A 12557-nucleotide genomic window follows, 5' to 3' on the forward strand; every position below is an offset into this window, starting at 1 on the left:
ACGGTGGGCCGTGGCCATCATGGGTGGTTTGATATTGGCAACGGCGCTGACCTTGTTGTTCCTGCCGGCCTTGTACGCGGCCTGGTTCAGGGTGAAAAAGCCGGTGGCGCTGGGCAAGGGTGCGGCGTAGATAGCGCCAGGCCGAGCCGCGCTGGCCATGATGCTGTTGTCGCGCTCGGTTTTCTGGGGAGACGCCACGGTGGGCCGTGGCCATCATGGGTGGTTTGATATTGGCAACGGCGCTGACCTTGTTGTTCCTGCCGGCCTTGTATGCGGCCTGGTTCAGGGTGAAAAAGCCGGTGGCGCTGGGCAAGGACGGCGAGACAGTCTGAACTTGATGCCTATGTAGTAAAAAAGGCGGCATTTCTCTGGGAAATCCAGTAGAATGCCGCCTTTGCTTTGGTGGCTACCTTTTGCGGCCAACTTCGATGCGGTGGCAAGGTGCAGTAGCCAGAACGCTCGCTAGTTGTTAAAATTGGTGGCGGTGCTACAGTAGTGTGGTCAAGTTGTTCGCCTGTGCGAAAAACTTTACGGTGCTGATGTAAAAGTAGGCGAAATATGCGGATGTGGTGGAATTGGTAGACACGCTGGTCTTAGAAGCCAGTGCTTCGGCTTGGGAGTTCGAGTCTCCCCATCCGCACCATTCAGGCGGTCATCGTCTGAAACAGTAATTGTATGAAGAACTTTGGGCTGTTCAGCTCAATGCCCCCAGCGCCGCCAGTTGCCGGCTCGATTGCTGCACCATTTCCCGTACTATCTCTTTTTCGATGTCGCTGGCTGCGTTTCCTGCTTTCCCTGCATTTTCTGCCTTTCCTTCCATGTTGCTCAATGCCTGCAGCACGATGCGGCGCGTTTGTGGCCAGTCGCTGGCGCTGCTGGTCTTGAGTTGCGCCTGCAAGTTTTCCAGGGCTTGCGCGTGGCCACCTGCCTGCAAGGCCGCCAGTGTGGCCTGCATTTCCAGTCCGGCTTGCTGTGCCAGCACCCTGTGATCGATTGTGGTTCCGTTTTCCAGGAAAAGCTCGAGCTTGCGGCTCTGGCGCTGGTACAGGTCCAGCAGCAAATGCAGGCTGGCGCCGGCAGGGCGCGGTTGTACGTCCAGTACATCGAGCACGTCCACCAGCCAATCCGTCATTTGCCGTCCGGCCAGGCCCAGTTCCGGCCATGTCACAGCATGTAACTGTTCACCCAGGTAGCGGGCGCGGTCGATGGCGCGCCCGCTGCCGCTCATGCGCGAAGCGATAGGGCCATAGTGGGGCGCGAATTCGTCTTCGCGCTGTTCCGCCAGCAGGCAGAGCAAGGCCAATTGCACATACACATGGAAAGCGGCCAGGGTGCGGTGGGCATCCCAGTAATTGGAGCGCGAGTCGTCTGGCGCATTCCACAGTGAGCAGACGGCGGGCGCGTCCTCGCGGTCGTAGCCGGAGACGAGCAGGCTGTGGCCATGGCGAAAATCGTAAAGCTTCTGGTGCAGCGCTTCGTGCAGCAAGTGTTCGGCCAGCCACCAGGGGCTGTCGATCAGGCTGCGGTTTAGGAAGATGCAGCCATTCACGCGGAACTGGGAGCTCGAGGCCTTGCCGCGCCAGCCGCCGTCCGCCGTGTACAGGGCCAGTATCTGTACATGCTCAAAGGCGCTGTGTGCCAGGCGGGGCAGCAGGGTATGGAGTAAATCCCAGCCGCGCCGCAGCATGGCCATTTCCTCAGGCATGGGCGTGGCCAGCGGTGCGCCGTAATTGTGTTCGATGACAGCCAGGAAAGCTGCAGGGTAGGGCGGCAGTGCATGCAGTGTGGCTGGGCCTTCTTCCTGGCGCCATACCTGCGTACCCACGCTGTCATGCAAGCGCCTTGCCGCCGGCATGCCAGCCGTCAGCGGCCCGCCAGGCAGATCGGCCGACCAGTGCGCACTGGCCGCGTCGAACAGCGCTGCGCATAGACTCAGTGGCAAGCCGTAGGTATCTCCCTTGATGACTTGCCGCATGGCGTGCTGGATGGCGCAGCGCAGCACGATATCGCCGATCAGCTGATGCTGGCGCGTGGAGCCGCCCCCTCCTGGGGAAGTTTGCGCATCGTCATCGAGCACATCAGCCAGTCGCCGCGCTGCAGGCATGGTTGCAGCGAGCTTGCGCAGGCGCCGCCGGTAAGTTACAGCCAGCTGGCTGCGTATATACCGGCTATCGCCAAACGCGCGATGCTGCACCAGCGCCGTTTCCGCGGCGTATAGCAATGTTGCTGCTGGTGCAGCTGCGCGTGGTGGTCCGGTAGTGCCCATGGCCTGGCCCGGGAATGGCTATTCGAGCGTAGGGTGGTCATGGTCATGGTGGCCACCGCCCTTGACGGCCAGCGTTTCCGTTTCATCGACTTCCGTCTGGATTTGCTGCAGGTCGTCGTCGGAAACGCCGTCCAGCAAACGTCCCAGTACCATATGCAGCTTGGCTTTGGCATTGTTTGAGTGGATGTCAGACTGTGTGTCGCTATGTATGTTTGCCATGATGTGCCTCCTTAAATACGGTTGGAGGGGGTGATGCTGGCTTAGGTTTGCCCAAAAATTGGCTGATTTGAGGTAAATCAAAGGTTTTTTCGCTGAAAACTTCGCTGTGGCAGCATTTCTTTGTTTGGGACGCGGCGGCAGATCGCATATACTATTAGACGAAGCAGGCTGGAAAGCCTGCTTCTGGCGCAATGAAGAATGCCGGAACAAGTGGGAAGCCATCGTCAAAAGCCTGGTCTGTCACTAGCTGCGACTAGCTGCGACGACCAGTACAGGCCAGTGCGTGAGCGCTGGCATCGTCTGTGGTGGGCGGCAAAGCCAGCCACTTTTCTGAAGTCCTTTGTTATAATGCCACGCTTTACCGAATGATGCTCAGCCCTGCGATTTACCCTGAAAGCAAGGCTGAACGCTCGGAGCCCTGTTGCAGTATTGAAGTCAGCGGATTGTTTGGTGCCTGGCGGGTGCAAGCCCAGGCCGGGTAGACCAGGTCCAACATCCTGTCTTCAATGCGTTACAGATGAATATGCGAGCGAGTGAAGCTGGACCCATGTCTTGTCGCCAGTAATGGTGCAAGGGGTCGGGTCTTCTTTTCTCGCACCAACAGTGTTTATTTTTTTGGACGATTTTTTACATGGCAACTGCAGTCGAAACCCTGGGCAAACTCGAACGTCGTATCACGATCTCCTTCCCGCTGACGGATGTCCGCACGGAAGTTGAGAAGCGCCTGAAAGTGCAAGCCCGCACGGCTAAGGCACCTGGCTTCCGTCCGGGTAAAGTGCCGTTGAAAATGGTCGCAGCACAATACGGTTACCAAATCGAATCCGAAGTGCTGAATGACAAAGTCGGCCGCGCATTCAATGACGCCGCCAACGAAAACAATCTGCGCGTCGCTGGTTTCCCTAACATCGTACCGAAAGAAGAAGCAGCCGAAGGCCAGCTGGCATTCGACGCTACTTTCGAAGTGTACCCAGAAGTTGCTATCGGCGACCTGACCACCGTTGAACTGGAAACCGTGCAAGCGGAAGTGTCGGAAGCTGAAATCGACAAGACCATCGACATCCTGCGCAAACAGCGCGTGCATTTCCACACCAAAGGCGAAGCTGGCGAACACGGCGACGGTGGCGAAGCTGTTGCCGCCAACGGCGACCGCGTGACCGTGGACTTCGTCGGTTCGATCGACGGCGTTGAATTCCCAGGCGGCAAAGCTGACGGCTACGCTTTCGTTTTGGGCGAAGGCCGCATGCTGCCAGAATTCGAAGCAGCAACCGTAGGCTTGAAAGTGGGCGAAGCTAAGACTTTCCCATTGGCATTCCCAGAGGACTACCATGGCAAGGACGTGGCCGGTAAAACCGCCTCGTTCACCATCACCCTGCAAAAACTGGAATGGGCGCACCTGCCGGAAGTCGATGCTGAATTCGCAAAATCCCTGGGCGTCGCTGACGGCGACCTGGCCAAAATGCGCGAAGACATCAAAGTCAACCTGCAACGTGAAGTTGCTGGCCGCGTGAAAGCACGCAACAAGGAAGCCGTCATGGACGCGCTGATCAAAGTTGCTGAGCTGGAAGTGCCAAAAACCCTGATCGCTCAAGATTCCGAGCGTCTGGCCGAAATGACCCGTCAAGACATGGCGCAGCGCGGCATGAACGTCAAGGACGTGCCTTTCCCAGCTGAACTGTTCGCAGAAAAAGCCGAGCGTCGCGTACGCCTGGGCCTGATCCTGTCGCAACTGGTGGGTGACAACAACCTGCAAGCAACGGCTGATCAAGTCAAAGCGCAAATCGAAGATTTCGCTCAAAGCTACGAAGATCCACGTGAAGTGCTGAAGTACTACTACAGCGACCGTCGCCGCCTGGGTGAGATCGAAGCCCTTGTATTGGAAGAAAACGTCGTCACTTACGTGTTGGGCCTGTCGAAAGTAACGTCGAAAGCAGTTGCTTTTGACGAATTGATGGGAAGCAACGCACAAGCGTAAACCAGTTGGTCTTCGGACGCTGCCCCGCCGCAAGGCAGGGGCGGTGTCCGCTAACTGCTTCACAAGGAAATGAAATGACAGGTATGAACCGTAATCCAGCGCTGGACACAGAGATGCTCGGCCTGGTGCCGATGGTGGTGGAACAAAGCGGCCGCGGCGAGCGCTCGTATGATATTTACTCGCGCCTGCTCAAGGAACGCTTGATTTTCATGGTCGGCCCGGTCAATGACCAGATGGCCAACCTGGTAGTCGCCCAGCTGCTGTTCCTGGAAAGCGAAAATCCGGAAAAGGAAATTTCGCTCTACATCAACTCGCCAGGTGGTTCGGTTTCGGCCGGCATGGCCATCTACGACACGATGCAGTTCATCAAGCCGGACGTCTCGACCCTGTGCACGGGCATGGCTGCTTCGATGGGCGCTTTCCTGCTGGCCGCTGGCGCCAAGGGCAAGCGTTTCTCGCTGCCTAACTCGCGTATCATGATTCACCAGCCTTCCGGTGGTTCGCAAGGCATGGCCTCGGACATCGAAATCCAGGCCAGGGAAATCCTGTACTTGCGCACCCGCTTGAACGGCATCATGGCCGAGCGCACGGGCCAGTCGATCGAACAGATCGCCAAGGACACCGACCGCGACCGTTTCATGTCCGCCGACGAGGCTGTCGAGTATGGCCTGATCGACAAAGTGTTGACCAGCCGCGCTTGATGTGCCCCTACCGGTATTGCTAAGTACGTAAGTAAACGCCCGGGCGCTCAAACGTTCGGGCGTTTCGCTTTTATTTCGGGTAGCATGGTGCTTGTGCAAACAGCTTGTGCCATCACAACCCGGCCAGCGATTTTGCAATATTGTTAATGCAGTTCCAACCATAATGCCTTATGTCAGACAAAAAATCCTCTAGCGGCGAAAAATTACTGTATTGCTCGTTCTGCGGCAAAAGCCAGCACGAGGTGAAAAAACTCATCGCCGGCCCGTCCGTGTTCATTTGCGATGAGTGCATCGACCTGTGCAACGACATCATCCGCGATGAAACGTCTAGCATCGAGACGGTGACCGGTGGCACCAAGTCCGATCTGCCGACGCCGCAAGAAATTGCCGCCTTGCTGGATCAGTACGTGATCGGCCAACAGACTGCCAAGCGCATCCTGTCGGTGGCCGTGTACAACCATTACAAACGCCTCAAGCACCTGGGCAAAAAAGACGATATCGAACTGGCGAAGAGCAACATCTTGCTGGTCGGTCCTACCGGCTCGGGCAAGACCCTGCTGGCGCAGACCCTGGCGCGCATGCTCAACGTGCCGTTCGTGATCGCCGACGCGACTACCCTGACCGAAGCCGGTTATGTGGGTGAGGACGTGGAAAACATCATTCAGAAGTTGCTGCAGAGCTGCAACTACGATGTGGAAAAAGCTCAGCGCGGCATCGTCTACATCGATGAAATCGACAAGATTTCGCGCAAGTCCGACAATCCGTCGATCACGCGCGACGTTTCCGGCGAAGGCGTGCAGCAAGCCTTGCTGAAACTGATCGAAGGCACGATGGCTTCGGTGCCACCGCAAGGCGGCCGCAAGCATCCTAACCAGGATTTCGTGCAGATCGACACCACCAACATCATGTTCATCTGCGGCGGCGCCTTCGATGGCCTGTCCAAGGTGATCGCCAACCGTTCCGAAAAGAGCGGCATCGGTTTCTCGGCCAATGTGCGCAGCAAGTCGCAGCGTTCGTCGAGCGAGCTGCTGCTGGACGCCGAGCCGGAAGATCTGGTCAAGTTTGGCCTGATCCCGGAACTGGTCGGCCGTCTGCCTGTCATCGCCACTTTGGCCGAATTGACGGAAGAAGCGCTGATCCAGATCCTGGTCGAGCCGAAGAATGCGCTGATCAAGCAGTATTCGAAGCTGCTGGACATGGAAGGCGCAGAACTGGAGATTCGTCCTGCTGCGCTGCATGCGATCGCCAAGAAAGCCCTGGCGCGCAAGACCGGTGCGCGTGGTTTGCGCTCGATCCTGGAACACGCTTTGCTGGACGTCATGTACGAACTGCCTAGCGAACAAAATGTGGTGAAAGTCGTTATCGATGAAAATACCATCACCAGCGGTGCCAAACCTTTGTTGATTTATCAAGAGACTGCCAAAGCCTCCGGAGAAAATTGAGTTTTGCCGCACTAAATGCGTAAAAAGGGTTTTGATTCCTTAAAGCATGGCAGTACAATTTAAATCAATCAGTGCAGGCTTCAATCGAAAAGCCACTCGCCGCATTTCGCTGCGTGTGGCTTTTTTATTACATAGTCTGACCCTGAGAGTCATGCGGGTGTGTTTCTTGTGAAATGAGCTTGATAGTGAGCTTGATGTTTTTTCACGGAATTATTTATTCTCGCCGGTCTTGTGTTTTGGCAGCGAGCGCCAACATCGTAAACACGCTTTCTATAAGGTACGCCATGACAACTTCCAAATTAACTGAGCAAACTCAACTGCCGTTATTGCCGTTGCGGGATGTCGTCGTTTTCCCGCATATGGTGATACCGCTGTTCGTTGGCCGTCCAAAGTCGATCAAGGCGCTTGAAGCTGCGATGGAGCAGGGCAAGAGCATCATGCTTGCCGCTCAAAAAGCAGCCGCGAAGGACGAACCATCGCCTTCGGATATCTATGAAATTGGCTGCGTCGCCAATATTCTGCAAATGCTGAAGCTGCCCGATGGCACCGTCAAGGTGCTGGTCGAAGGCGCCCAGCGTGCCCGTATCAACCACATCAGCGATGCGCCCACGCATTTCATCGCCGACCTGACGCCGCTCGAGTCCGAGCCGGGCGACGAGTCGGAAGTCGAAGCGATGCGCCGCGCGATCGTGCAGCAGTTTGACCAGTACGTCAAACTGAACAAGAAAATCCCGCCCGAGATCCTGGCATCGCTGTCGGGCATCGATGATGCCGGCCGCCTGGCCGACACGGTGGCGGCCCACTTGCCGCTGAAGCTGGAGCAAAAACAAGTCATCCTGGAAATTTTCAGCGTGGCCAAACGCCTCGAGCACCTGCTGGGCCAGCTCGAAGGCGAGCTCGACATCCTGCAAGTGGAAAAACGCATCCGTGGCCGCGTCAAGCGCCAGATGGAAAAATCGCAGCGCGAGTACTACCTGAACGAACAGGTCAAGGCAATCCAGAAAGAACTGGGCGAGGGCGAAGATGGCGCCGACCTCGACGAGCTGGAGAAAAAAGTCGCTTCGGCCAAGATGCCGAAGGAAGCGCTCGACAAAGCCACCAACGAGTTGAAAAAGCTCAAGCTGATGTCGCCGATGTCGGCTGAAGCGACCGTGGTGCGCAATTACATCGACACCCTGGTCAACTTGCCGTGGAAAAAGAAATCCAAGGTCAATAACGATCTGTCGAATGCCGAAAAAGTGCTCGAAGGCGACCACTACGGCCTCGACAAGGTCAAGGAACGCATCCTGGAATACCTCGCGGTGCAACAGCGCGTCGACAAGCTCAAAGCGCCTATCCTGTGCTTCGTTGGTCCTCCAGGCGTGGGTAAAACCTCGCTGGGCCAGTCGATCGCCCGCGCCACGAACCGCAAGTTCGTGCGCATGGCGCTGGGCGGCGTGCGTGACGAAGCCGAGATTCGCGGCCATCGCCGTACCTACATCGGCTCGATGCCGGGCAAGATCTTGCAATCGCTGTCGAAAGTCGGCGTGCGCAATCCGCTGTTCCTGCTCGATGAAGTCGACAAGATGGGCGCCGATTTCCGTGGCGATCCTTCGTCGGCGTTGCTGGAAGTGCTCGATCCGGAACAGAACCACACCTTTTCCGACCATTACATCGAAGTCGATTTCGACTTGTCGGACGTGATGTTCGTGGCGACGTCGAACTCGTACAATATTCCGCCAGCCTTGCTCGACCGCATGGAAGTGATCCGTTTGTCCGGTTATACGGAAGACGAAAAAACCAGCATCGCACAACGTTATCTGCTGCCGAAACAGATCAAGAACAATGGTCTGAAGGAAGAGGAAATTTCGGTCGCCGAATCAGCCTTGCGCGACATCATCCGCTACTACACGCGGGAAGCAGGCGTGCGTTCGCTCGAGCGTGAAGTGTCGAAGATCTGCCGCAAGGTGGTCAAGATGCTGCTGCTGAAAAAGTCGGACAAGAAAGTCATCGTCAACTCGAAAAACCTGGATAAATTCCTTGGTGTGCGCCGCTATGATTTCGGTGTCGCCGAGAAAGAAAACCAGGTAGGTCAGGTGGTTGGCCTGGCATGGACCGAAGTGGGTGGCGACTTGCTGACCATCGAAGCCGTGTCGATGCCGGGCAAGGGCGGCGTCATCCGCACCGGTACCCTGGGTGACGTGATGAAGGAATCAATCGAAGCGGCACGCACCGTCGTGCGCAGCCGGGCACAGCGCCTGGGCATCAAGGCGGACGTGTTTGAGAAGAGCGATATCCACATCCACGTGCCGGAAGGCGCGACACCGAAGGATGGTCCTTCGGCAGGCGCGGCCATGACGGTGGCGATGGTGTCGGTCTTCACGGGTATTCCCGTGCGCGCCGACGTGGCAATGACGGGCGAGATCACCTTGCGCGGCGAAGTGTTGCCTATCGGCGGCTTGAAAGAGAAGCTGCTGGCGGCCCATCGTGGCGGTATCAAGACGGTCCTGATTCCAGAGCAAAACGTGAAAGACCTGGCCGATATTCCGGACAACGTCAAGAACAAACTCGAGATCGTACCGGTGCGCTGGATCGATAAAGTGCTCGAAATTGCCCTGGAACGCTTGCCTGAACCACTGGCCGAAGTCGCTGCAGTGGAGGCTGTGACGGCCGCCGCCGCCAAGCCGGATGCTGCGGGTGAGGTGGTAAAACATTAACGTTTTACCGTTATTTTCCTAAAACAAGCGCTTTTAGAGCGCTTGTTTTATATTCAAACGTGAATTGCGCCCCCAAAGCGCTTGACACATCTACTGTGTGGCTTGTTTAATACGGCTGCACATTTTTTTCGCCGGATAGCTGTGGTGCCAAAAGTGCCGCAAGGATACGGTAACGTTTTATACCTTTGTAATTGGGGATGCTAGTGAACAAGACTGAATTGATCGACCACATTGCTGAAAAAGCTGACATTTCCAAAGCCGCCGCTGCGCGCGCACTCGACGCTGTTATCGGCGGCGTAACGGAAACTTTGAAAAACAACGACAGCGTCACGCTGGTTGGTTTCGGTACCTTCTCGGTAAGCGAACGTGCAGAACGCACCGGCCGCAACCCACGCACCAAAGAAGCAATCACCATCGAAGCTGCTAAAGTTCCAAAATTTAAAGCTGGTAAAGCTTTGAAGGATGCTGTAAACTAATCGACTTCGGTGAGGTGACAATCACCGGAAACATTTGGCGGCATCTTCGGATGCTGCACATTCAAGGTTGTTAATTGCCAGTCAGTTGATGGCCTTGAATACAAATGCAGTAGCAAGTGTATTTTTACGGAGTGGTAGTTCAGTTGGTTAGAATGCCGGCCTGTCACGTCGGAGGTCGCGGGTTCGAGTCCCGTCCGCTCCGCCAAAAATATACGCTCTTGAGGAGTGGTAGTTCAGTTGGTTAGAATACCGGCCTGTCACGTCGGGGGTCGCGGGTTCGAGTCCCGTCCGCTCCGCCAGAATATGAAAGCCCGCCAGACTGTAAAGTCAGGCGGGTTTTTTGTTTTATCTCCCCGATTATCTTTCGTGTTTGCCTTTTAAATAGTCTGTCTGGTGTTTTGAATAAAGAAACGGCAAGTTCTTAAATCGTCTTTAAGTTTGTCCGTATTCAATGGCGCTGTCTTCAGGTCCGCTGTGGCGGCCTCGGCCGCGCACCGGGGCAGGGCGCGCACCCTGATTTACCCTTGCTATAGCGCTATGGGCATTGTAGAATCAGGAGGTAATAGCTTGGGCGTCAGATTCCTGCTTTAGTTCCAGCGCCAAGTTGTTGAATTTAAAGGGGAAGTGGACATCTGTCCCGTCCATTCCGCCGAAGAAATCAAGGCGAACGCATGTTCGCCTTTTTTTATAGTGATCCACTCATCCCGAATTGGCTGACCATGTTTGAATTTATTCGTACCCATCGACGCTTGATGCAGTTTCTCCTGATGCTGATCATCGTCCCGTCTTTTGCACTGGTCGGTATCAGTGGCTATCAAAGCTTCGGCGACGGCGCGAACACCATCGCCAAGGTCGGCGATCAGGTCATCACGCAGCAGCAATATGAAGAAGCGCAACGCCAGCAGATCGATCGCTACCGCCAGATGATGGGCGAGCAGTTTGACCAGAAGATGTTCGACACGCCGGAAGCGCGCAAGAGCATCCTCGACAACCTGATCGCCGAGCGTGCCGTGGCTGCCGAAGTTGGCCGCAGCCATCTGGTCATCAGCGACGCCGTGCTGCAAAAGGAAGTGCTGGAAATCCCAGGCTTGACTTTGCCCGACGGTAAATTCGACCTGGAGCGCTACAAGGCCATGCTGGCCGCCCAAGGCATGACGCCGCAGATGTACGATGCGCGCCGCCGCAGCGACCTGGCCCTGCAGCAACTGGCCGGCGCCGTACAAGGCAGCGCCTTCGTGCCGAACGCCGTCAGCAAGCGTCTGTCGGACATCCGTTCGGAAGAGCGTGAAGTGCAGGAACTGCTGTTGCCGATCGCCCAGTATGTGTCGCAAGTCAAGGTCACGGACGAGATGGTCAAGGCCTTCTACGACAAGAATGGCAAGCAGTTTGAAATCCCGGCCCACGCGAAGATCGAATACGCCGTACTCGATGCTGCTTCCGTCAGCGACCAGGTCGACGTCAGCGATGCCGACGTGGCCAGCTACTACGCGAAAAACCAGAAGGCTTACACCAGCCCGGAAGAGCGTCGTGCCAGTCATATCCTGATCGCCGTGAAGAAAGACGCCAGCGCCGCCGACAAGGCAGCCGCCAAGGCCAAGGCTGAGGCCATCCTGGCTGAAGTACGCAAGACACCAGCCGAGTTTGCTGCTATCGCCAAGGCCAAGTCGCAAGATCCGGCTTCGGCTGAACAGGGCGGTGACCTGGGCGTGGTCGGTAAAGATGGTTTGCCGAAACCACTGCAGGACGCAGTCATCAAGCTCAAGCAAGGCGAGATCAGCGATGTTGTTGCTTCGGACTATGGCTACCACATCCTGACCGTGACATCGGACAAGCCGGAACACGTGAAAACGCTCGATGAAGTCAAAGGCCAGATCACCGCTGATTTGCGCAAGCAGTTCGCCGCGAAGAAATTCTCGGACCTGGCCGAGCAATTCACCGACCTGGTGTACACCCAATCGGACAGCCTGAAGCCAGTGGCCGACAAGCTGAAACTGAAAGTGGAAACCGTTGCCAACGTTGGCATGACGTCATCGCCAGCACTGGGCGCCGCGCCGTACAACAATGCAAAATTCCTGAAAGCATTGTTCTCGAACGATTCCCTGAAAGACAAGCGCAACACGGAAGCCGTGGAAATTGCGCCCAATACCCTGGTCTCGGGCCGTATCGTCGAGTTCCAGGCAGCGGCCAAGCGCCCGCTGGCCGAAGTCGATGCCATGATCCGTCAGCGCGTGACCATGGAAGAAGCGGAAAAACTGGCGAAGAAAGATGGCGAGACCAAATTGGCCGCCCTGAAAACCTCGGGTGATGCGACCGGTTTTGGCGCCGCCCAATGGGTATCGCGCAGCAAGCTGGACGGCATCAACCGCGCTGCCATCGCGCAAGTGATGAAGGCCGACACAAGCAAGCTGCCAGCTTACGTGGGTGTCGATCTGCCAGCCATGGGCTACGGCATCTACCGCATCGGCAAGGTGCAGCAGCCAGCTGAAGTCGACCAGGCAAGCCGCCAGCAAGAGAAAGACCAGATCGGCAACATCCTGTCGCAACAGGAAATGTTTGATTACGTCGAGTACCTGAAAAACAAGGCCAAGGTCAAGATCGTGAAACCGATCACCGCCCCAGCCCAGGCGCCGGAAGCGCCGTAATCAATAGCTTCCAGCAATAAAAAATAGCCGCTTTCGAGCGGCTATTTTTTTGTTGATTAGCGCTGATCTTCATCTTTGCCGAACCGTCCTGCCTGCCAATGGTCCAACCTAGTGCAGCATAACGCTGCCGATACCAACGGGGG

8 protein-coding genes, 3 tRNA genes and 1 pseudogene are annotated in these 12557 nt (G+C 56.4%); 10 read left to right on the forward strand and 2 right to left on the reverse strand.

Annotated elements, in window-relative coordinates; all coding sequences use genetic code 11:
* Positions 1–145: 145 nt before the first annotated feature.
* Positions 146–332: pseudogene (locus HDE72_RS28095) on the forward strand (hypothetical protein); the annotation flags it as partial.
* Between the two features lie 228 nt (positions 333–560).
* Positions 561–643 (forward strand) — tRNA-Leu (locus HDE72_RS19530).
* Between the two features lie 51 nt (positions 644–694).
* Here HDE72_RS19530 and HDE72_RS19535 read toward each other — a convergent pair.
* The gene (locus HDE72_RS19535; RefSeq protein ID WP_183744101.1) at positions 695–2221 is read right to left on the reverse strand and encodes an aKG-HExxH-type peptide beta-hydroxylase; all 1527 of its coding nucleotides are present in this window, start codon (positions 2219–2221) and stop codon (positions 695–697) included.
* 63 nt (positions 2222–2284) lie between these two features.
* The gene (locus HDE72_RS19540) at positions 2285–2485 is read right to left on the reverse strand and encodes a hypothetical protein (protein ID WP_183744105.1); all 201 of its coding nucleotides are present in this window, start codon (positions 2483–2485) and stop codon (positions 2285–2287) included.
* 631 nt (positions 2486–3116) lie between these two features.
* On the opposite strand from HDE72_RS19540, the gene tig reads away from it, so the two are divergent.
* The 8 genes from tig (at position 3117) to HDE72_RS19580 (ending at position 12414) form a co-directional block, all read left to right on the forward strand.
* Positions 3117–4457, forward strand: coding sequence for a trigger factor (gene tig / locus HDE72_RS19545; RefSeq protein ID WP_183744108.1), 1341 nt, complete (start codon positions 3117–3119; stop codon positions 4455–4457).
* Between the two features lie 83 nt (positions 4458–4540).
* The gene (gene clpP / locus HDE72_RS19550) at positions 4541–5158 is read left to right on the forward strand and encodes an ATP-dependent Clp endopeptidase proteolytic subunit ClpP (RefSeq protein ID WP_373629889.1); all 618 of its coding nucleotides are present in this window, start codon (positions 4541–4543) and stop codon (positions 5156–5158) included.
* Between the two features lie 170 nt (positions 5159–5328).
* A complete protein-coding gene (gene clpX / locus HDE72_RS19555) occupies positions 5329–6600 on the forward strand; it encodes an ATP-dependent Clp protease ATP-binding subunit ClpX (RefSeq protein WP_183744111.1) in 1272 nt (423 codons plus the stop codon).
* A 284-nt stretch (positions 6601–6884) separates the two neighbouring features.
* On the forward strand, positions 6885–9296 hold the full coding sequence (gene lon, locus HDE72_RS19560; protein WP_183678980.1) for an endopeptidase La: 2412 nt from the start codon (positions 6885–6887) through the stop codon (positions 9294–9296).
* A gap of 203 nt (positions 9297–9499) precedes the next feature.
* Positions 9500–9772, forward strand: a complete 273-nt coding sequence (locus HDE72_RS19565) for an HU family DNA-binding protein (RefSeq protein ID WP_010398442.1) — start codon at positions 9500–9502, stop codon at positions 9770–9772.
* A gap of 128 nt (positions 9773–9900) precedes the next feature.
* Positions 9901–9977: transfer RNA gene (locus tag HDE72_RS19570), tRNA-Asp, on the forward strand.
* Positions 9978–9994: 17 nt separating this feature from the next.
* A tRNA-Asp gene (locus tag HDE72_RS19575) sits at positions 9995–10071 on the forward strand.
* 420 nt (positions 10072–10491) lie between these two features.
* Positions 10492–12414 carry a SurA N-terminal domain-containing protein gene (locus HDE72_RS19580; RefSeq protein ID WP_183744114.1) on the forward strand — a complete coding sequence of 641 codons (1923 nt, stop codon included), beginning with the start codon at positions 10492–10494 and terminating at the stop codon, positions 12412–12414.
* The last annotated feature ends 143 nt before the right edge of the window (positions 12415–12557 follow it).

Origin of the sequence: Janthinobacterium saanense, from assembly GCF_014200675.1 — a bacterium.
Lineage (GTDB): Bacteria > Pseudomonadota > Gammaproteobacteria > Burkholderiales > Burkholderiaceae_D > Janthinobacterium.